A 19,248-nucleotide genomic window follows, 5' to 3' on the forward strand; every position below is an offset into this window, starting at 1 on the left:
AAAAGGTGGCCTGAGCCACCTTTTTACTGCGCGATCTGCGGGAATTACAGCAGGTCGGCGATCATTTTTTCCAGTTTGCCCTGGTCTACGGCGAACTTGCGGATACCGTCGGTCAGTTTCTCAACCGCCATCGGATCCTGGTTGTGCTGCCAGTAGAACTCAGGTTCGGTCAGTGCGGCAGGACGCGCCTTCACTTCACCGGTGTAAGACAGTTTGCGCTCCAGCGCGCCTTCGCTCTCCGCCAGCTCTTTCAGCAGCGCAGGGGCGATGGTCAGGCGGTCACAACCGGCCAGTTCGATGATTTCGCCGACGTTACGGAAGCTGGCGCCCATCACCACGGTGTTGTAACCGTGCTGTTTGTAGTACTGGTAGATTTCGGTCACGGAGATCACGCCCGGATCTTCGTGCGGGGCGAACTCTTTCTTGTCGCCGTTGGCTTTGTACCAGTCGAGGATACGGCCGACGAACGGTGAAATCAGGTAAACGCCGGCTTCGGCACAGGCGCGAGCCTGAGCGAAGGAGAACAGCAGCGTCAGGTTACAGTTGATGCCTTCTTTCTCCAGCTGCTCCGCCGCGCGGATGCCCTGCCAGGTCGAAGCCAGTTTGATCAGGATGCGATCGTTGCTGATGCCGGCTTCGTTGTACAGTTTGATCAGGCGCTTGGCCTTGGCCACGCTGGCGACGGTGTCGTAAGACAGACGCGCATCCACTTCGGTGGAGATGCGGCCCGGAACCAGTTTGAGGATTTCCAGACCGATGTTGACCGCCAGCTTGTCGGCGGCGTCGGCGATCTGCTGCTCGCGATCGCTGCTCTGGCCGCGCGCCCAGGCGATGGCTTCGTCAATCAGTTTGCGGTATTCAGGAATTTGGGCTGCATTGAGGATCAGCGAAGGGTTGGTTGTAGCGTCCTGCGGTTGATACAGCTTCATTGCCGCGATATCACCCGTATCTGCAACCACCGTGGTCAGCTGGCGCAGGGAAGTTAATTTGTCGGTCATGTTGGCATTATCTCATCGTTTGTGCATGAACTTTTGGCATTGTTCAACCATGCCCTACCCTGATAATAACATGCGCCAAGCCCGGTGCAAGGCTGGAAAGCCGCGGCGCGCAAGCATCTGTTTTATCCTTGGGCGAGCAACCGTTTACGCCAATATCTTTCGCCATAACCGAGCGGATGGAAAGGCAATAACGTGCTATTGTCCGAATAAATTATGTTAAATTCGAAAAAATTGATGCAATTCGTCCGCTAATCTGCGAAAAATCTTAATCGACTGACGCCGGACCAATTCCAGCTAAGCTCTTGTAAAAAATAGGCCAATGTTTTTCACCTGCGGTGGATGCTGCAAGGTGCGCATTAAATTTCGATAAGAGGAGGGATCCCTTGACGGACCTGATGAACTTTATAAACAATATTTTGTGGGGGTCGGTGCTGATTTATCTGCTGCTCGGCACCGGCATCTACTTCACGTTGCGCACCCGCTTTATCCAGCTCCGCCACTTCAGCCACATGTTCTCGGTGTTGAAAAACAGCAATAAAAGCGACAGCGCCGGCATCTCCTCTTTCCAGGCGCTGTGCACCACGCTGGCGGCGCGCGTCGGCACCGGCAACCTGACCGGCGTCGCCATCGCCCTGACCGCCGGCGGCCCCGGCGCCATCTTCTGGATGTGGGTGGTGGCGTTTATCGGCATGGCCACCTCCTTTGTGGAAAGCTCGCTGGCGCAGCTCTACAAAACCAAAGACGATAACGGCAACTACCGCGGCGGCCCGGCCTACTACATGGAAAAGGGTCTCGGCATGCGCTGGATGGGCGTGCTGTTCTCCATCTTCCTGATCATCGCGTTCGGTCTGGTGTTCAACGCCGTACAAGCCAACTCTATCGCTCAGGCCTCCGCCGTCGCCTTTCATTTGCAGCCGCTGCACGTCGGCATCGGCCTGGTGTTATTGAGCGGCGTGGTGATCTTCGGCGGCATTCGCTCCATTGCCAAAGTGGCCGAACTGGTGGTGCCGCTGATGGCCGGCGCCTACCTGTTGCTGGCCCTCTGGGTGATTGGCCATAACATCGAACATATGCCGGCGATCCTGGCGCTGATCTTCAAAAGCGCCTTCGGCCTGCAGGAAGCCGCGGCCGGCGCCGTCGGTTACGGCATCTCCCAGGCGATGACCCAGGGCGTGCAGCGCGGCCTGTTCTCCAACGAAGCCGGCATGGGTTCGGCGCCCAATGCGGCAGCGTCCGCCTCGCCTTATCCGCCGCATCCGGCTTCGCAAGGCTACGTGCAAATGCTCGGGGTATTTATCGATACCATCGTCATCTGCAGCGCCACCGCGGCGATCATCCTCTCCTCCGGCATTCTCGATCAGCCGACCGACAGCATCAGCGGCATCGATCTGACCCAGCGTGCGCTGTCGACCGCCGTCGGCAGTTGGGGGGCACCGTTCGTCGCCATCGCCATCTTCTTCTTCGCCTTTACCTCGATCATCGCCAACTATGCCTATGCCGAGAGCAACCTGGTGTTCCTCGAGCACAACCATCCGGGCGGTCTGATCATTTTCCGCTGCGTGGCGTTGGGCATGGTGATGTTCGGCGCGCTGGCGGAGCTGCCGCTGGTGTGGAAAATGGCGGATACCTCCATGGCGCTGATGGCGATCACCAACCTGACGGCCATCCTGCTGCTGTCGCGGGTGGCGCTGAAGCTGGCCGACGACTACCATCGCCAGCGCCGCCTGGGCAAGCTGCCGACCTTCGACGCCAACCGTTATCCGGAGCTGAAGTCGCAGCTGGAGCCGGGCGTGTGGGACGGTAATCAACCACCGCGCTGAGTTTTCCGGGGCGCGTGCGGTACGCGCCCCGGCCTATTGGACCGATTGCCCCTTTTTCCTGCGCTTTTTGCTACAGTATCCGCACTTGGATAAACAGGATCATCTGGCCATGCTCGTTATTATTTCCCCTGCAAAAACTCTCGATTACGACAGCCCGCTGGCGACAGAACGTTTCACGCAGCCCGAACTGCTGGACAAGTCTCAGCGGCTTATCAAAATTTGCCGCGAGCTGACGCCGGCGCAAATCGCCAGCCTGATGAGCATCAGCGACAAGCTGGCCGGGCTGAACGCCGCGCGCTTTAGCGAGTGGCAGCCCAAATTTACCCCAGACAATGCCCGTCAGGCGCTGCTGGCGTTCAAGGGCGACGTTTACACCGGCCTGCAGGCGCAGGATTTCAACGAGGCCGATTTCGACTTTGCCCAGCAGCATCTGCGTATGCTGTCCGGCCTGTATGGCGTGCTGCGCCCGCTCGATCTGATGATGCCGTACCGGCTGGAGATGGGCATCAAGCTGGAAAACCCGAAAGGCAAAGATCTGTACAGCTTCTGGGGCGATCAAATCACCCAGAAACTCAACGAAGTGCTGGAGCAGCAGGGCGACGACGTGGTGGTCAACCTGGCTTCCGACGAGTATTTCAAGGCGGTGAAGCCGGCCAAACTGCACGGCGCGCTGATCAAACCGGTCTTCCTCGACGAGAAGAACGGCAAGTTCAAGGTCATCAGCTTCTACGCCAAGAAAGCGCGCGGGTTGATGAGCCGCTTTATCATCAAGAACCGCCTGACGCGCAGCGAGCAGCTGGTGGACTTCAACCTGGAAGGCTACGCCTTCGACGAAGCCGCCTCGCAGGGCAATGAACTGGTGTTCAAACGCCCGGAGCAGGCATAAAAAAAGCCGTCGCAAGACGGCTTTTCGCATTCTAGCCTGCCGAACTTCAGGCCGGCAGCGCCATCAGGAATTTGCGCAGTTCGGCAAAGCCGGCCGGCAGCGTGTGCGACAGCAGCGGCAGATCGGCCCGCAGCGCCAGCGCTTTCGGCAACGGCAGTTCCTGGCCGAGGATCGCTTCTACGCTCTCTTTAAACTTGGCCGGATGCGCCGTGCCGAGGAACAGACCGAACTCCCCTTCCTGCAGCTGATCGCGCAGCGCGCGATAGGCAATGGCCGCGTGCGGTTCTGAGATATAACCCAACTCGGCCAGTTCACGCATCGTTTCCTTGGTGGTCTCATCGCTGACCGCCGCGTGGCCCAGCTCTTTCAGCTGCCAGACCTTACGACGGAACAGCTCTTCCACGCGCGGCCAGTTGTTTGGCTGGCTGACGTCCATGGCGTTGGACAGCGTCGCGACCGTGGCGTGCGGCTGCCACTGACCGCTGGTCAGGAAGCGCGGCACGGTGTCGTTGGCGTTGGTGGCGGCAATAAAGCGCTTCACCGGCAGGCCCAGCGACTTGGCCAGCAGCCCGGCGGTCAGATCGCCGAAGTTGCCGCTCGGCACCGAGATGACCAGCTGATTGCGTGCTTCCTGCGGCAGCTGCGCCACCGCTTCGAAGTAGTAGCAGATCTGCGCCAGCAGGCGGCTGATGTTGATCGAGTTAGCCGAGTTCAGGTGCAACGCGTCTTTCAATTCTTGATCGTCGAACGCCTGCTTCACCAGCGCCTGGCAAGCATCGAAGTCGCCGTCGATCGCTACGGTGTGAATGTTGCCGCCCAGGGTACAGAACAGCTTCTCCTGCAGCGGACTGATTTTGCCCTGCGGATAGAGGATCACCACCCGGACGTTTTTCAGGCCGTAGAAGGCGTGCGCCACGGCGGCGCCGGTGTCGCCGGAGGTGGCGGTCAAAATGGTCACCGGCTGATCGCCGGCCACTTCCGCCAGCATCTGCGCCATAAAGCGGCCGCCGAAGTCTTTGAACGCCAGCGTCGGGCCGTGGAACAGCTCCAGGCAAGAGACGTCTTCGGTCACTTTCGCCACCGGCGCCGGGAACTCAAAGGCGGCCTGCACGCGTTTCTTCAGCGCCGCTTCCGGTACCTCTTCGCCGATAAAGGCCGACAGAATGCGGCTGCTGCGGGTGACAAAGTCCTGCTCCAGCAGCTGGTCGATCTCGGTCAGTTCGAACTCCGGCAGCTCCAGCGGGAAGAACAGCCCCTGCTGCTTGCCCAAGCCTTGTTTGATCGCCTGCGCGAAGCTGACCTGCTCGTTGTGATCCTTAAGGTTGTACAGTTTCATGCGTTATCCCAGTAGTCGAGCGCCTGCGGTATCCAGACGGCAAATATGAACAAAACCTTCGTCGTTTTGCAGATAGTGTTGTTGCAGCCAGGCGGCCATGCGTTGCGCGGTGGCGCCGTCGTTGCAGACGGCGAACAGCGTCGGGCCGGAACCGGAGATGCCGCAGGCCAGCGCGCCGATCTCCTGCGCCGCCTTGCGCGCTTCGGCGAAGCCCGGCAGCAGCCGGGTGCGGTACGGTTCGGCGATCACGTCCTGCATCAATTTGGCGGCCAGCTGCGGCTGACGGGTGTGGCAGGCATGGATAAAGCCGGCCAGATAGCGACCATGGCTGATGCAATCCTGACGACGGTATTGCGCGGGTAGAATGGCGCGCGCTTCGGCGGTGGAGACCTTGATGCCCGGATAGGCCATGACCCACAACCAATCGTCGAAGCACGGCACCTCCTGGCTGATGATGCCTTCTTCTTCCAGCATCAGCTGCAGACCGCCCAGATAGCAAGGCGCCACGTTGTCGTAATGCACGCTGCCGGAAATGCGGCCTTCCAGCTCGCCCATCAGGCCGAGCAGCGTCGTCTTATCCAGCGGCCGATCGCAGAATTCGTTCATCGCCATCAACCCGGCGACCACCGAACAGGCGCTGGAGCCCAGCCCCGAACCGATCGGCATGTTCTTTTCCAACCGCATCGCCACCGGCACTTCGCGGCCGATCTCCTGGCAGAAACGCTCCCAGCATTGATAAACGATGTTCTCTTTCGGCTCGGCCGGCAGCTTGCTGACGAAACGCCCGGCATTTTGCAGACTGAACGTCTCGGCGGCTTCGACGCTGACGCAGTCGCCCAGCAGCGTGCCGTCGATCGGCGAAACCGCCGCGCCCAGCACATCGAAACCGACGCTGACGTTACCGATCGAGGCCGGGGCATACACCTTAACCATATTAAACTCCCAACTTCCATGACAGTGTGCGCAGCAGATCGGCGAACACGCCCGCTGCGGTCACATCGTTACCGGCGCCGTAGCCGCGCAGCACCAGCGGCAGCGGCTGATAGTAGCGGCTGTAGAAGGCCAGCGCGTTCTCGCCGTTCTTCACTTTATACAACGGATCGTTGCCGTCTACCGCCTCGATGCGCACCTTGCAGCGCCCTTCGTCGATCAGGCCGACATAGCGCAGCACCTTGCCTTGCTCGGCGGCGTTGGCCACGTTGCGTGCGAACTCTTTATCCAGCTCCGGCAGCCGCGCCAGGAAATCGTCCACGTCGCCCGACGCATCGAAGGACGGCGGCAGCACCGGCTCGACCTCGATATCGCTCAGCTCCAGCTTGTAACCGGCCTCGCGCGCCAGGATCAGCAGCTTGCGCGCCACGTCCATACCGGACAGATCGTCGCGCGGATCCGGCTCGGTGTAGCCGTTGGCCCGGGCCTGCAGGGTCGCCGCCGACAGCGACAGCCCTTCGTCCAGCTTGCCGAAGATAAAGGACAGCGAACCGGACAGGATGCCGGAGAAGCGCACCAGCTCATCGCCGGCGTTCAGCAGGTTTTGCAGGTTCTCAATCACCGGTAAACCGGCGCCGACGTTGGTGTCATAGAGGAACTTGCGGTGCGAACCGGCGGCGGCCGCACGCAGTTGCTGATAATAGTTCATCGACGAGGTGTTGGCCTTTTTGTTCGGCGTCACCACGTGGAAACCGTCCGCCAGGAAGTCCACATACTGATCGGCCACCGCCTGGCTGGAGGTACAGTCGACGATCACCGGATTCAGCAGGTGATACTCCTTCACCAGCCGGATCAGGCGGCCGAGATTGAACGGCTCCTGCGCGCCGGCCAGCTCGTCGCGCCAGCTGTCCAGCGCGATGCCGTGCACGTTGGTCAGCATCACGCGCGAGTTGGCGATGCCGCACACCCGCAGGTCGATATGTTTTTGCTTCAGCCACGGCTGCTGGCGGTAGATCTGCTCGATCAGCGCCCCACCGACGCCGCCGACGCCGATGACGAACACTTCGATCACCTGATCGGTGTTGAACAGCATCTGGTGGCTGACGCGCACGCCGGTGGTGGCGGAATCATTGCTGACCACGACCGAAATTGAACGTTCGGAAGAGCCCTGGGCGATGGCGACGATATTGATGTTGGCGCGCGCCAGCGCGGAGAAGAAGCGCGCGGAGATGCCACGCAGGGTGCGCATGCCGTCGCCAACCACCGAGATGATCGCCAGGCGTTCCATGACGTCCAGCGGATCCAGCACGCCGTCTTTCAACTCCAGATAGAACTCCTCCTCCAGCGCACGGCGGGCGCGCTGCAGTTCGCCCTGCGGCACGCAGAAGCTGATGCTGTATTCGGAAGAGGATTGGGTGATCAGCACCACCGAAATGCCGGCGCGCGACATCACGGCGAACACCCGCGCGGCCATGCCGACCATGCCTTTCATGCCCGGGCCGGAGACGTTGATCATCGCCATGTTGTTCAGGTTGGTGATGCCTTTCACCGGCATCGCGTCATCGGTGCTGTCTTTGCCGATCAGCGTGCCGGGGGCCTGCGGGTTGGAGGTGTTTTTAATCAGACAAGGGATTTGGAACTGGGCTATCGGCGTGATGGTACGAGGGTGCAGCACTTTGGCGCCGAAGTAGGAGAGCTCCATCGCTTCCTGGTACGACATCGATTTCAGCAGCCTGGCGTCCGGCACGGTGCGCGGATCGCAGGTGTACACGCCGTCGACGTCGGTCCAGATCTCGCAACAGTCGGCGCGCAGGCAGGCGGCCAGCACGGCGGCGGAATAGTCGGAGCCGTTACGGCCCAGCACCACCAGCTCGCCCTTATCGTTACCGGCGGTGAAACCGGCCATCAGCACGATGTGATCGGCCGGGATCGCCGCTGCGGCGATGCGCAGCGTGGACTCGGCGATGTCCACGGTGGACTCCAGGTAGTGGCCCTGCGCCAGCAACTTCTCCACCGGGTTGATCACCGTGACCGGGTAGCCCTTGGCGCGGAATACCCCTTCCATGATGGCGATGGAGAGCTTTTCGCCGCGACAGATAATAGCCGCGTTCACGCTGTCCGGGCACTGCCCCAGCAGCGAAACGCCGTGCAGCACCTGCTTGAGCTGCGCGAACTCCTGATCGACCACGCCCTTCAGCCTGTCGTATTCAAAGCCCGGCAGCGCCTGCGCCAGGCCGCTCAGCAGATCGGCAAAGATCCGCTCGGCGTCGCTGATATTCGGCAGAATGTCCTGGCCCGCCACCGTTTTGTCGATCATCGCCACCAGATGGTTGGTGATCTTGGCTGGGGCGGACAGAACCGTGGCCACCTGTCCCTGACGCGCGTTACTCTCCATGATGTCGGCGACGCGCAGAAAACGTTCCGCATTCGCCACCGAGGTTCCGCCAAATTTCAGCACTCGCATGTGTGATCTCTCCGAATTTAAGCCGAAAAAAAAGCCCGCACTGATTAGGTGCGGGCTTTTTTCTGTGTTTCCTGTGCGCGTCAGCCCGCCCCGTTACCTGTGGTATCGGTGGTGGTAATAATTGTGGTTTTCAGGCTGATGTTGCGCATGTTGTCTGTCTGTCTCATGAAATACTCTGTCCCCTCTATTGGTTAAAGCAATCGCTATCCCAAGTCAAACTATTTCTTTTTTTTGCTTATTTTCCGCTCAGCGGCAACATTGCGCGATACCGGAGGTGAAAAGCAAAATGACAGAACAAAAAAACAACTTAAAGCCGGTTTAATAGTGGATCACACTAGGTAACCGCCTGATGAAGCCGCTATCACTTGGCGAGTTTTTTTTCGATGTCGTGCAGCAGCGTATGCAGCATTGCCGTATCTCGCTGTTGCAGCACGCCGAGCCGCTGGTGCAGCCAGTCGCGCAATTTTTGGTCATCGCCGACATCCAATGCGTTCAACAAGGCATCGGCACGCTGGCGCAACGCCTTGAGCTGCCCTTCCGACGCCGCCGTATCCTGCGGCGTGCTGACGCCCATCAGGCTCGCCAGCTGATAGCAATACACCATTACCGCCTGCCCCAGATTAAGCGACGGATAGTCCGCCTGCATCGGCACGCCGGTCAGCAAATCCGCCAGCGCCAGCTCTTCATTGGTCAGGCCGGAATCTTCGCGGCCGAAAACCAGCGCGGCCTGGCCGACCCACTGCTGGCGCTCGCTCAGCTGTGTCAACAGCTCAGGCGGCGTGCAGTAGTAGTGAAAACGCGCGCGGCTGCGGGCGGTGGTGGCGACGGTGAAATCCACGTCCGCCAGCGCCTGCTCCAGCGTGGCGAACGTTTGCACGCCGTCGAGGATCTCGCCGGCCCCGTGAGCCACCCAGCGCGCCGCCGGCTGCAGGTGCGCCTCGCTGTCGACGATGCGCAACGACGTGAAGCCCATGGTTTTCATCGCGCGCGCCGCCGCGCCAACGTTTTCCGGCCGCGCCGGAGCCACTAAAACAATATGAAGCTGCATCACTCTTCCACCGAAGGCGGGCCTGCGTTTTTGACGGTGGCGCAGCGCCCGCTTATATTTACAATTGCGTAACAATAAACGCGTTAATAGCAACAAACAAGATTAAACGGCTCGTTGAGCTAATAAACCTGTCGTAATAGTCATTATTCGTGCTTATGTTTTACTGCATTTATTTATCAATGAGTTAAAACAAGACGATGATCAATAAGCGAATAATTGTATCCTATCGGGCCGGATAATGCTGAATCGTTCACAGAATTTGAGGTTCTGTGACTTAACCTGGCATTTCTGTAAGTGTTTTTCACAAATCTGTTAACGTGCTACAATTGAATTTGATATATGTCAACAAAGCGTAGTTTTGTTGGGTGATGAATTCGGCACGCGCTGTTATATTGCTGTTAATGGGGTTAGGATATGCGCCGATTTGGCACCCCAAGGGGTTGTAGGGAACAGCATCCCCACCAGGCTAGCGATCTTGTTGACATGAGATGGAAAGTGCATCAAGAACGAGTTTACGTACTTTAGTCATTTGCTGAGAGGGAACGTGGCGCTATCTCTGCCCTCCTCTAAGAAAACAGAGACTTCTGTACTTCCGATTTTCTATTTTGTTGGCAATTTTAGGTAGCAAATATGCAGACCCCGCACATTCTGATTGTCGAAGACGAGTTAGTCACTCGTAACACCCTGAAGAGCATTTTCGAGGCGGAAGGCTACATTGTTCATGAAGCCAATGATGGTGCAGAGATGCACAATATCCTGTCTGAAAATGATATCAATCTGGTCATCATGGACATCAACCTGCCAGGCAAAAATGGCCTGCTGTTGGCGCGCGAGCTGCGCGAACAGGCCAGCGTCGCCTTGATGTTCCTGACCGGTCGCGATAACGAAGTGGATAAAATCCTCGGCCTGGAAATCGGCGCCGACGATTACATCACCAAACCGTTCAACCCGCGTGAGCTGACCATCCGCGCACGCAACCTGCTGTCGCGCACCATGAACCTGGGCAGCCTGGGCGAAGAGCGCCGCCTGGTCGAGAGCTACAAGTTCAACGGTTGGGAGCTGGACATCAACAGCCGCTCTCTGATCAGCCCGGCCGGCGAACAGTACAAGCTGCCGCGCAGCGAATTCCGCGCCATGCTGCACTTCTGCGAAAACCCGGGCAAGATCCAGTCCCGTGGCGAACTGCTGAAGAAAATGACCGGCCGCGAGCTGAAGCCGCATGATCGTACCGTGGACGTCACCATCCGTCGGATTCGCAAACACTTCGAATCGACACCGGACACGCCGGAAATCATCGCCACCATTCACGGCGAAGGCTACCGCTTCTGTGGCGATCTGGAAGAGTAATTCCGGCCTGCCGTCATGAAAACGGGGTTCAGCATGCTGAACCCCGTTTTTTTTATTTCGTCTCGGCCCACGGCATGATCGGCACCGCGCTCAGCGCATTCTTCGGCGAGCCGTCGATCACCTTGTCGGAGTAGCTGAGGTAAATCAGCGAATTGCGCTTGGCGTCGTAGAAGCGCACCACCTGCAGCTTCTTGAACACCAGCGAGGTGCGTTTCTGGAACACCACATCGCCTTCCGCCTTGCCGTTTTTGATCTTGTCGCTCAGCTCGATAGGCCCCACCTGCTGGCAGGAAATGGCCGCGTCGGCGGTGTCTTCCGCCAGCCCCAGGCCGCCTTTGATGCCGCCGGTTTTGGCGCGGCTGATATAACAAGTTACATTTTTAACATCCGGATCGTCGAACGCTTCCACCACGATTTTGTGGTCCGGCCCCAACAATTTAAACACCGTATCAACGGAACCTACCTGCTCCGCCTGCGCGCTGCCAACGGTTGCGCAAACCAAACCGAATAAAAATATCCAGCCTTTTTTCATTTACTTAACTCCGATATAACCTTGCCGCAAAAATAGGTTCGGCGATCGCCATTATTTATGTCTAAGCTCACGGAATCGGTTTTTTACGGGTCCGCACCGTCCGTTTTAGCACAGAGCGTGACAAAAATCTTTGAGAGTCGCGGAGTAAAAAAATTGCTATGATGCGGCGTCGTTATTTCTTTGCGCCCACTACGGTGTACCCCAATCCAACTCTGGCGCGGCATGCGCAGCAGAGGCAAAGAGTGCAACGCATAATGGCTCATGGATCGGTCTGATAGCGCAGCACCAGCGTGACGAATCAACAGTTCGGGTTCCTACCCCCAAGCTTTACGAGGAAGATCTATGGATCAAGCCGGTATCATTCGTGATCTGCTTAGCTGGCTGGAAAGCCATTTGGACCAACCCTTGTCGCTGGATAACGTGGCGGCCAAGGCCGGCTACTCCAAATGGCATCTGCAACGGATGTTCAAAGATATTACCGGTAACGCCATCGGTGCTTACATCCGGGCAAGGAGGCTGTCCAAAGCCGCCGTCGCGCTGCGTCTGACCGGCCGGCCGATTTTGGATATCGCCCTGCAATACCGTTTCGACTCGCAGCAGACCTTCACCCGCGCCTTCAAAAAACAGTTTGCGCAAACGCCGGCGCTGTACCGCCGTGCCGAAGACTGGAACGCGTTCGGCATCTGTCCGCCGATCCGTCTGGGGGCCTTCACCCTGCCGCAGCCGGAATTCGTTTCGTTGCCGGATAAGCATCTGGTTGGCCTGACCCAAAGCTATTCCTGTACGCTGGAACAGATCACCACCGTGCGCACCGAACTGCGCTCGCAGTTCTGGCGCCAGTTCCTCGGTGACGTCGACACCCTGCCGCCGGTGTTGTACGGGCTGCACCACTCGCGCCCGAGCCAGGAGAAGGACGACGAACAGGAAGTGCTGTACACCACGGCGCTGGAGCCGGATCAGGTGCCTGACAAAGTACAGGAAGGCCAGCCGCTGGTGTTGCCGGGCGGTGAATTCGCGATGTTCAGCTATGAAGGGCCCACCGAGGGGCTGCAAGACTTCATCCTGACCGTGTACGGCACCTGCCTGCCGGCGCTCCAACTGACGCGCCGCAAGGGGCACGACATCGAGCGCTTCTATCCGAAAGGCGAGCGCCGTCCGCATCAGGCGCCTATCGAGATCAAGTGCGATTACCTGATCCCGATTCGACGTTAACGCTGCAGTTCGTCCAACGCGGGCATGTCCAGATGCGTGACATCGCCCGCCGTTTCCACGATCCAGCCGGAAGCCAGCCACGGGCTCTGCTGGTGATCGACGCGCGACAGTGAGCAGTTGCGCAAGCGCAGGCGACGTTCCGCATAGGCCGGCAGCCCGAGCACCGTACTGATCAAACACCCCAACGCGATGCCATGGCTGACGAGCAGCGGCTTGCTGCCTTCCGGCAGCATCAGGCAGCTCTCCAGCGCGGCGCGCATGCGCTCGCCCAGCTCCTCCATGGATTCGCCTTGAGGGATACGGCCGTCAGGAGTACCATCGACCATCTGTTTGCGCCACTGTTCTTCCTGCGGCGTCAAACTGTCGATCAGGCGTTCTTCCAGAACCCCCATGTGCAGCTCACGCAAACGCGGATCGCAAATCACTTCGCAGCCACAGGCTTCGGCGATGATCTGCGCGGTGCGGCGCGTGCGCCCCAGATCGCTGGTAATGATATGCGTAATGCCTTCTTTGCTGACGCGCCTGGCGACCAGACGGGCCTGGTGTTCACCCATGGCGGTTAACGGGCTGTCGGACTGACCCTGGATGCGGCGAGCCGCGTTCCATTCCGTTTCGCCATGGCGAACGAGGTATACCTGTAACATTTTTGTTTTCCGTTATACTGCGTGAAATTTGCGTTTATCCCCGGCCCGGCGGCGCTTTTGCCGCTGCCCGGCGTATCGGCCAGAAGGATATCAAACCCGTTATGTACCATGTTGTCGCTGCAACTACCAACCCGGCAAAGATCAAGGCTATTCAACTGGCCTTCGACGACGTCTTCGGCGCGGGCCACTATCGCATTGAAGCCGTCGACGTCGCCAGCGGCGTCTCGCTGCAGCCGATAGGCAATCACGAAACGCGCACCGGCTCGCGCCAACGCGTCATGGAAGCGCGCCAGGTCAGGCCCGAGGCCGATTTTTGGGTCGGCGTGGAAGCCGGGATTGAGGAGAATATGACCTTCGCCTGGATGACCATCGAGAACCCGCACATCCGCGGCGAATCCCGCTCGGCGAGCCTGATGCTGCCGGAAGTCATCTTACAAGGTATTCGCGACGGTCGCGAATTGGGCAGCGAAATGGCGGCAATCACCGGCAACCCCGAGGTGAAGCGTCAGGGCGGCGCCATCGGCGTCTTCACCGACGGCCGGCTGAGCCGCACCAGCGTCTATCATCAGGCGCTGCTGCTGGCGCTGGTGCCGTTCCACAACGCCATCTATCAGCAATAACCCCGAGCCTGTTAGGGCGCGTCGTGCAACAGCTGCTGCTCAAGCCACTGTTTCAGCGCGGGTGAAGCCGCTTTCAGGCTGTTCGATCCACGGGTGATGGTGGCAATCCCCGCGCCCAGTTCATTTTTCAACTCACGCTGGCTCATCTCGCCACGCATCAGTTCCTGAATGATCCGCACCCGAGTGCCCAACGCGGTGCGCTCGTCCGGCGTCAGCATCAGCTGCAGCAACGGTTGATGCAGTTCTTGCGCAAACGAATTCTGCAGCAGCGCGACGAAGCGCAGCCAATCCTCATTGCCTTGTTCTGAAAGAGCGGGGTCGTTTAACGATAATTGCGTCATGGCAGCCACCATACTATTTAACTAGTACAGCAGCATACCATAGGGCCGTCAAAATCAATAACGTCTCTGCCACTCGGCGTCGGTCAGCACCTTGGCCGGCCGGTGCGTCAGATAGCGGTAAAACGCGTCATAGGCCAGCACGTTCTTGACATAGCCGCGGGTTTCCGAGAACGGAATGCTTTCGATAAACGCTACCGGATCGATCCGCCCTGCGCTGTTGCCCAGCCAGGTGTTCACCCGCGACGGCCCGGCGTTATAGGCAGCGGTCGACAGGATGCGGTTGCGGCCGAACTGCTGATAGACCGACTCCAGATAGCTGGTGCCGATGGTGATGTTGGTCTGCGGATCGAACAGCTGGCTCGGGCCGACGTAACCGGGGATGTTGAACATCTGCACCGTATGCTGCGCGGTGCGCGGCATCACCTGCATCAGGCCGGAAGCGCCAACCGGCGACTGTGCCTTCGGATTCCAGGCGCTCTCCTGACGCGCTATCGCCATCGCATAGCTGGTGGTGATCCCCTTGTCATCGGTGGCGCGGCGGAACTCCTGCGGCCAGGCGACCGGGAAGCGTTCCTCCAGGTGATCCCACAGCTTGCCGACGATGGTCGCCTGCACGCTCAGATCGGCCCATTTTTGCTCAAAGGCGTAACGCGCCAGCGCCTCTTGTTCCGGCCGGCTGCGGCTGGCGACGTAGGAGCCCCACTCGCTGCGGGCCAGGTTGTCCATATTCCAGTACATCAGCTCGCGCACTCGGGCAACTTCCGGCCCGTCGGTCAGCGACGCGCGCGGCTTGGCCGCCACCGCCACCATCACCGGATAAGTGGCGTTCAGCTTCTGCGCCGCCACCATCGGATAGAAGCCGCGTTCGGTCATCAGGTTACGCAGTATCTCCTCGCCTTCGGCGCGTTTCCCTTCGTCCATCAGTTGACTGGCGCGCCAGTAGCGCCACTCATCCTTGTTGCGCGACTCTTCCGGCAGGCGCGCCAGCCAGGTCGCCACGCCCTGCCGATCGCCGTTACCCAGCGCCATGCGCACCCGGCGCTCCAGCAGCGAAGGCGAACGGCTGCGCAGGATCACCTGATCGCGCCACTGCGCCTGTTCAAAGGTGGCATCGCTGCCCATCAGGCGCCAGGCCACCGCCTCTTCCAGCCCCAGCCGCTCGTCGTCGCTCATTTTCTGCAGCCGCGCTAGCGTCGGGATCATCGCCCGCGCGTTTTCCACATCCTGCCGCGCCAGGCGCTCAAAGGCGATGCCGGTGGCGACGCGGGTAAAGTCGGTCGGCCCCACGCTGCGGGCGAAGGCTTCCACGGTGGTCGGATCGTTTTGCAAGCGCACCAGGGCGTTGCCCATGGTCTGGTAGTCGGCCGGCAGTTGGCTGTAGAGGTTGCTGACCAGTGAACTGTTGCCCTCTTTCAGCGCCAGCTTCATGCGCGCCAGAATATCGAGCGGCGTCTGCTTGCCCGCACCGCGCCAGACGCTGAACAGCCGATCGCAGGCGCTCGGCAGCGTTTTGCCGTTCAGCCACAGTTCGTCGGCGCCGCTCCAGGCCGCCTGCTGATCGCCGGTGGCCCACTTGGCGTAGTAATAGTTGCAGCGCGCCGCCACCGGTTTGGGCGGCTGCGGACTGAAGGCTAACAGGGTGCGCCAGTCTTCGCGACGCGCCAGCTCATTGACGAAGCGCGGCGCCAGTGATTTCGCCGGCGGCAGCGTCGGGTTGCGTTTGATAAAGTCGTTCACCTCGGAGAACCCCGCCTGACTCAGATCCTGCGTCAGCTCGCGGTATTCCAGGTAAGGATAAAGCGGGTAATCGCGCAGCGTCGGCATCAGCTGCGCCACCACGTCCATCTGATTGCCGTCCCACGCCTGTTTGATCTGCTGGTAGCGCTGACGTTGCGCATCCAGAGAATCCGCCAGCGCCGCGCCGGAAAACGCCGTCAGGCACAGCCCCATCGCCAACAGCCGTCGCTTGTCCACCTTGACCATCCTCGCTCTTTCCTCACTGGTTATACCGCAGGAGCCGCCCAGCTCCCCGGTGACCGCCGCGCCACGGCGCCGCGGGACAAAATAAAGCCGGGCGCACGGCCCGGACGCAGATATCTACCATAGACAGCGCAATCGCTTATCCATTCAATACTGTAGAAGAAGAAGTGTATCGCCATGACGGGAGCCAGGTAAAAAACGTTTACTTTGGCTGACAAATCAGGCCAGCGGGATATTTCCAGCCACCGGATTTTTATTAGCCGCCCCGGCACTTATTGGAGAAGTAAAATACTTTTTAATTATTAGCTATCACATTATTACATTTTCGAAATGACGCAGACGTTGCGCAAATCGCCTGACAGCTGGCCAAACGCGCCAACTTTGCAGAAAAGCGGTGGCAAACCCGGGTAGGCATTTTTATACTATCAAAAATAAGTAGGATAATTCCGAGAAAACAGCACATAAAGCGCCCAACGAAGACATCTTATAATACAATCCGCGCCAATTATGGGTTAGATAGTGTTCATTAGGCAGTGCGACTGACAGCTTTCAGCAAAACGATTGTCCCTTCAAGCGGGCCGGATTTTTCCTTGTCAGGCCACGGCCTGCGGGCGGTGGATCAGGCCGGAATGGCGGGTGAAAATGGCAAGTAAGACCGCGATAGCAATGCGTTGCGCAAAAAGCCCCGTGCCGGGCTTCCATGCCGCACGCCTGAATATCGGTCACCTGTTGCTGATCGTTTTGTTGGTGCTGCTGACGTTGCCCGGGCCTGCGCGCGCCGCCGATGCCCCCTATCAAAAGCGCACGCACGCCGTGACGACCGTGGTGGTCGGCATCATCAGCTACGCCCGCTGGCCGCGTGAACCCAATCCGATCCGGTTGTGCGTGACCGCACCCACCCAGTATGCCGAAGGGTTGTTCGATCCGATCCTGCTCAGCGCCCCGCGTCCGATTAAAGCCGAGCGCGTGCCGTTCGACAGCCCAACGCTGAGTACCGGCTGCGATGTTATCTACTTAGGGAACATCACCGCCGCGCAGAGACAAAATTTCATGCAGCGCATTTCCGGCAACTCCATTCTCAGCATCAGCGAGAACGATAGCGAATGCTCCGCCGGCAGCGCATTTTGCCTGCAGATCGATGGGGATCAGGCCAGCTTCAAGGTCAACCTGGACGCCCTGGCGCGCAGCGGCGTGCGCGTCCACCCCAACGTGCTGCAGCTGGCACGCAAACAGGCGCCGCCGCTATGAGGCTGTTGCGTAAAAACCGTTCCGGCAATGCGCGCCCGACGCTGGGCCGAGTGCTGCAGCGGGTGCATCTTGGGCTGGCGCTGATCGCCGTCGGCACCGCCGGCATCTTTTTGACGCTGGTGGCGCTGTTTGCACTGCGCGCCTATGCCAACCATAACCTGCACCTGATCGCGCGCTCCATCAGTTATACCGTCGAGGCCGCCGTGGTGTTTGAAGACCGCACCGCCGCGCGCGAGGCGCTGATGCTGATCGCCTCCAACGAAGAAGTATCGGACGCGCGGATCCTCGACAACAACGGCAAGATGCTGGCCAACTGGCGCCATCCCACCGATGGGCCGCTGCACGGCCTGGAGCAGATCGTCGCACACTGGGCGCTGCCCGAACCGGTGATTCTGCCTATCACCCACGAGGGTAAGCAGGTCGGCCAGGTCTGGCTGAGCGGCAACGGCGGCAGCCTGCTGCGTTTCCTGTTGCGCGGCATGGTCGGCATGATCGCCTGCCTGGTGCTCAGTACCTTGTGCGCCCTGGTGTTGTCGCGCCGCATGCTGGTCGGCATCGTCAGTTCGCTGGACGACATCGCCAACGTGGCGCATGCGGTGCGCCGCGATCGCACCTTCGGCCTGCGGGTGCCGTCGGCGCCGATCGCCGAGCTGCATGAGCTCAGCAACGATTTCAACGGCTTGCTCGACGAGCTGGAGGCCTGGCAGGCCCACCTGAAGCAGGAGAACGACTCGCTGGCCCACCGGGCGACGCACGACAGCCTGACCGGCTTGCCGAATCGCGCCTTCTTCGAAGGGCGACTGAGCCGCGCCCTGGGCGATATCGAGCCGCCGGCAAAATTGGCGGTGCTGTTTATCGACGGCGATCGCTTCAAGGAGGTGAACGACAGTTACGGTCACGCCGCAGGCGATGCGGTGCTGACCACCATTGCCGGACGCATTCGCGCGCAGCTGCGCGAGACCGATCTGGTCGCGCGTCTGGGTGGGGATGAATTCGCCGTGCTGCTGGCGCCGGTACACGGCACGGAAGATGTCCTGCAGATCGCTGACAACATCATCGACTGCATGACGCAACCGGTCATTTTGCCGAACGACGAGGCGGTCATTACCTCTCTGAGTATCGGTATTGCGCTGTACCCTGATCACGCCTCGACGCCTCAGGGTCTTTTGCACGAAGCTGACGATGCGATGTATCAGGCAAAGCATCGTTATAACGGAGGCTGGCGGCTGGCTATACATAAATAAGAGCCCCGGCTATAACACTTGAACTAGGGATTTTGACTATGATACAGCAACTGTTTAAAGGTCGTTTTTCACTGCTGACGATGGTGTTCGTCGCCCTGCTGGCGCTCGCCGGCTGCCAGAGCAAGCCGCAGGGCCTGACGCCCGAGCAGATCGCGCTGCTGCAATCGCAGGGCTTCAAGCTGACCGATAACGGCTGGGAGTTTGGCCTGTCGGATAAGGTGCTGTTCGGCAACAACATCGGCAAGCTGAACCCGGAAAGCACCGAGACGGTGCAGAAGATGGGCCGTGCGCTGCTGAGCGTCGGCATCACCAAGTTCCGCCTGGACGGCCATACCGACAACTACGGTGAAGACAGCTATAACGATCAGCTCTCCCTGCGCCGCGCCGATGCGGTGGCCGATCTGCTGGCCAGCGTCGGCATTCCGCGCGCCAATATCGAAACCCGCGGCATGGGCAAGCGCGATCCCGTTGCCGATAACCGCACCTCCAGCGGCCGCGCGGAAAACCGCCGCGTCGCGATCGTCGTCACGCCATAAGCCACCAATATGCGCCTTTATCGGCGCATAAACGGTTATACTTAGCGATCGCTGAGCGATGT

Annotated in this window: 18 protein-coding genes and 1 other annotated feature; of the genes, 8 read left to right on the forward strand and 10 right to left on the reverse strand. The window is 59.7% G+C overall.

The annotated features are described in order from the left end of the window. Positions 1–44: 44 nt before the first annotated feature. Complete coding sequence (gene tal / locus ACJ8HT_RS04395) at positions 45–998, reverse strand: transaldolase (RefSeq protein ID WP_004932982.1); 954 nt, start codon at positions 996–998, stop codon at positions 45–47. 383 nt (positions 999–1,381) lie between these two features. On the opposite strand from tal, the gene ACJ8HT_RS04400 reads away from it, so the two are divergent. Continuing rightward, positions 1,382–2,818, forward strand: a complete 1,437-nt coding sequence (locus tag ACJ8HT_RS04400; RefSeq protein ID WP_197652748.1) for an amino acid carrier protein — start codon at positions 1,382–1,384, stop codon at positions 2,816–2,818. 109 nt (positions 2,819–2,927) lie between these two features. Beyond that, complete coding sequence (yaaA, locus tag ACJ8HT_RS04405; RefSeq protein WP_197652749.1) at positions 2,928–3,704, forward strand: peroxide stress protein YaaA; 777 nt, start codon at positions 2,928–2,930, stop codon at positions 3,702–3,704. A gap of 46 nt (positions 3,705–3,750) precedes the next feature. On the opposite strand, the gene thrC is transcribed toward yaaA, so the two are convergent. The 5 genes from thrC to ACJ8HT_RS04430 all read right to left on the reverse strand — a co-directional run bounded on the left by thrC (position 3,751) and on the right by ACJ8HT_RS04430 (position 9,482). Then, a complete protein-coding gene (thrC, locus tag ACJ8HT_RS04410) occupies positions 3,751–5,040 on the reverse strand; it encodes a threonine synthase (RefSeq protein WP_060422384.1) in 1,290 nt (429 codons plus the stop codon). Positions 5,041–5,043: 3 nt separating this feature from the next. After that, on the reverse strand, positions 5,044–5,973 hold the full coding sequence (thrB, locus tag ACJ8HT_RS04415) for a homoserine kinase (RefSeq protein ID WP_004932993.1): 930 nt from the start codon (positions 5,971–5,973) through the stop codon (positions 5,044–5,046). A 1-nt stretch (position 5,974) separates the two neighbouring features. Beyond that, entirely contained in the window at positions 5,975–8,434 is a 2,460-nt protein-coding gene (thrA, locus tag ACJ8HT_RS04420) for a bifunctional aspartate kinase/homoserine dehydrogenase I (RefSeq protein WP_064290781.1), read from the reverse strand. A 24-nt stretch (positions 8,435–8,458) separates the two neighbouring features. Then, positions 8,459–8,576: a sequence feature (Thr leader region), on the reverse strand. Then, positions 8,515–8,601, reverse strand: a complete 87-nt coding sequence (gene thrL, locus ACJ8HT_RS04425) for a thr operon leader peptide (protein ID WP_071525951.1) — start codon at positions 8,599–8,601, stop codon at positions 8,515–8,517. (Overlaps the previous feature by 62 nt.) A gap of 194 nt (positions 8,602–8,795) precedes the next feature. Beyond that, on the reverse strand, positions 8,796–9,482 hold the full coding sequence (locus ACJ8HT_RS04430) for a tRNA/rRNA methyltransferase (RefSeq protein ID WP_197652750.1): 687 nt from the start codon (positions 9,480–9,482) through the stop codon (positions 8,796–8,798). A gap of 630 nt (positions 9,483–10,112) precedes the next feature. On the opposite strand from ACJ8HT_RS04430, the gene arcA reads away from it, so the two are divergent. Next, positions 10,113–10,829 (forward strand): two-component system response regulator ArcA, encoded by a 717-nt coding sequence (gene arcA, locus ACJ8HT_RS04435; RefSeq protein ID WP_004933003.1) that lies wholly within the window; start codon positions 10,113–10,115, stop codon positions 10,827–10,829. A gap of 52 nt (positions 10,830–10,881) precedes the next feature. Here arcA and creA read toward each other — a convergent pair whose 3' ends face one another. Further along, positions 10,882–11,361 carry a protein CreA gene (gene creA / locus ACJ8HT_RS04440; RefSeq protein WP_038878540.1) on the reverse strand — a complete coding sequence of 160 codons (480 nt, stop codon included), beginning with the start codon at positions 11,359–11,361 and terminating at the stop codon, positions 10,882–10,884. A 342-nt stretch (positions 11,362–11,703) separates the two neighbouring features. Between creA and robA the strand changes: the two genes are divergently transcribed. Next, positions 11,704–12,573 carry an MDR efflux pump AcrAB transcriptional activator RobA gene (gene robA, locus ACJ8HT_RS04445; protein WP_038878537.1) on the forward strand — a complete coding sequence of 290 codons (870 nt, stop codon included), beginning with the start codon at positions 11,704–11,706 and terminating at the stop codon, positions 12,571–12,573. On the opposite strand, the gene gpmB is transcribed toward robA, so the two are convergent. Beyond that, positions 12,570–13,217 (reverse strand): 2,3-diphosphoglycerate-dependent phosphoglycerate mutase GpmB, encoded by a 648-nt coding sequence (gene gpmB, locus ACJ8HT_RS04450; RefSeq protein ID WP_038878534.1) that lies wholly within the window; start codon positions 13,215–13,217, stop codon positions 12,570–12,572. The two genes, robA and gpmB, sit on opposite strands and share 4 nt — an antisense overlap. Positions 13,218–13,318: 101 nt before the next feature. Between gpmB and yjjX the strand changes: the two genes are divergently transcribed. Next, entirely contained in the window at positions 13,319–13,837 is a 519-nt protein-coding gene (gene yjjX, locus ACJ8HT_RS04455; protein WP_060422361.1) for an inosine/xanthosine triphosphatase, read from the forward strand. Positions 13,838–13,848: 11 nt separating this feature from the next. On the opposite strand, the gene trpR is transcribed toward yjjX, so the two are convergent. Continuing rightward, entirely contained in the window at positions 13,849–14,178 is a 330-nt protein-coding gene (trpR, locus tag ACJ8HT_RS04460; protein ID WP_016929152.1) for a trp operon repressor, read from the reverse strand. Between the two features lie 54 nt (positions 14,179–14,232). Beyond that, positions 14,233–16,161, reverse strand: a complete 1,929-nt coding sequence (sltY, locus tag ACJ8HT_RS04465) for a murein transglycosylase (RefSeq protein ID WP_208523604.1) — start codon at positions 16,159–16,161, stop codon at positions 14,233–14,235. Positions 16,162–16,800: 639 nt separating this feature from the next. Here sltY and ACJ8HT_RS04470 point away from each other — a divergent pair. From ACJ8HT_RS04470 to ACJ8HT_RS04480, 3 genes are read left to right on the forward strand one after another with little or no spacing between them, the layout of a single operon-like run. Beyond that, positions 16,801–17,406 (forward strand): YfiR family protein, encoded by a 606-nt coding sequence (locus ACJ8HT_RS04470; RefSeq protein ID WP_194573081.1) that lies wholly within the window; start codon positions 16,801–16,803, stop codon positions 17,404–17,406. Beyond that, the gene (locus tag ACJ8HT_RS04475) at positions 17,403–18,650 is read left to right on the forward strand and encodes a diguanylate cyclase domain-containing protein (protein WP_038878524.1); all 1,248 of its coding nucleotides are present in this window, start codon (positions 17,403–17,405) and stop codon (positions 18,648–18,650) included. The genes ACJ8HT_RS04470 and ACJ8HT_RS04475 overlap by 4 nt, the downstream gene beginning before the upstream one ends. A 38-nt stretch (positions 18,651–18,688) precedes the next feature. After that, positions 18,689–19,186 carry an OmpA family protein gene (locus ACJ8HT_RS04480; RefSeq protein ID WP_033649136.1) on the forward strand — a complete coding sequence of 166 codons (498 nt, stop codon included), beginning with the start codon at positions 18,689–18,691 and terminating at the stop codon, positions 19,184–19,186. Positions 19,187–19,248: the final 62 nt, after the last annotated feature.

It is taken from the genome of Serratia sp. CY44782 (assembly GCF_052168715.1).
In the GTDB taxonomy this organism is placed as follows: Bacteria; Pseudomonadota; Gammaproteobacteria; order Enterobacterales; family Enterobacteriaceae; genus Serratia; species Serratia nevei.

What these genes read in the sequence shown, in the direction of transcription:
- ACJ8HT_RS04475 (WP_038878524.1), top strand. Translation starts at nt 17,403, where the DNA reads ATGAGGCTGTTGCGTAAAAACCGTTCCGGCAATGCGCGCCCGACGCTG.
- creA (WP_038878540.1), bottom strand. Translation starts at nt 11,361, where the DNA reads ATGAAAAAAGGCTGGATATTTTTATTCGGTTTGGTTTGCGCAACCGTT.
- gpmB (WP_038878534.1), bottom strand. Translation starts at nt 13,217, where the DNA reads ATGTTACAGGTATACCTCGTTCGCCATGGCGAAACGGAATGGAACGCG.
- ACJ8HT_RS04480 (WP_033649136.1), top strand. Translation starts at nt 18,689, where the DNA reads ATGATACAGCAACTGTTTAAAGGTCGTTTTTCACTGCTGACGATGGTG.
- ACJ8HT_RS04470 (WP_194573081.1), top strand. Translation starts at nt 16,801, where the DNA reads ATGGCAAGTAAGACCGCGATAGCAATGCGTTGCGCAAAAAGCCCCGTG.
- trpR (WP_016929152.1), bottom strand. Translation starts at nt 14,178, where the DNA reads ATGACGCAATTATCGTTAAACGACCCCGCTCTTTCAGAACAAGGCAAT.
- thrC (WP_060422384.1), bottom strand. Translation starts at nt 5,040, where the DNA reads ATGAAACTGTACAACCTTAAGGATCACAACGAGCAGGTCAGCTTCGCG.
- yaaA (WP_197652749.1), top strand. Translation starts at nt 2,928, where the DNA reads ATGCTCGTTATTATTTCCCCTGCAAAAACTCTCGATTACGACAGCCCG.
- yjjX (WP_060422361.1), top strand. Translation starts at nt 13,319, where the DNA reads ATGTACCATGTTGTCGCTGCAACTACCAACCCGGCAAAGATCAAGGCT.
- thrB (WP_004932993.1), bottom strand. Translation starts at nt 5,973, where the DNA reads ATGGTTAAGGTGTATGCCCCGGCCTCGATCGGTAACGTCAGCGTCGGT.
- tal (WP_004932982.1), bottom strand. Translation starts at nt 998, where the DNA reads ATGACCGACAAATTAACTTCCCTGCGCCAGCTGACCACGGTGGTTGCA.
- thrA (WP_064290781.1), bottom strand. Translation starts at nt 8,434, where the DNA reads ATGCGAGTGCTGAAATTTGGCGGAACCTCGGTGGCGAATGCGGAACGT.
- arcA (WP_004933003.1), top strand. Translation starts at nt 10,113, where the DNA reads ATGCAGACCCCGCACATTCTGATTGTCGAAGACGAGTTAGTCACTCGT.
- ACJ8HT_RS04430 (WP_197652750.1), bottom strand. Translation starts at nt 9,482, where the DNA reads ATGCAGCTTCATATTGTTTTAGTGGCTCCGGCGCGGCCGGAAAACGTT.
- thrL (WP_071525951.1), bottom strand. Translation starts at nt 8,601, where the DNA reads ATGAGACAGACAGACAACATGCGCAACATCAGCCTGAAAACCACAATT.
- sltY (WP_208523604.1), bottom strand. Translation starts at nt 16,161, where the DNA reads ATGGTCAAGGTGGACAAGCGACGGCTGTTGGCGATGGGGCTGTGCCTG.
- robA (WP_038878537.1), top strand. Translation starts at nt 11,704, where the DNA reads ATGGATCAAGCCGGTATCATTCGTGATCTGCTTAGCTGGCTGGAAAGC.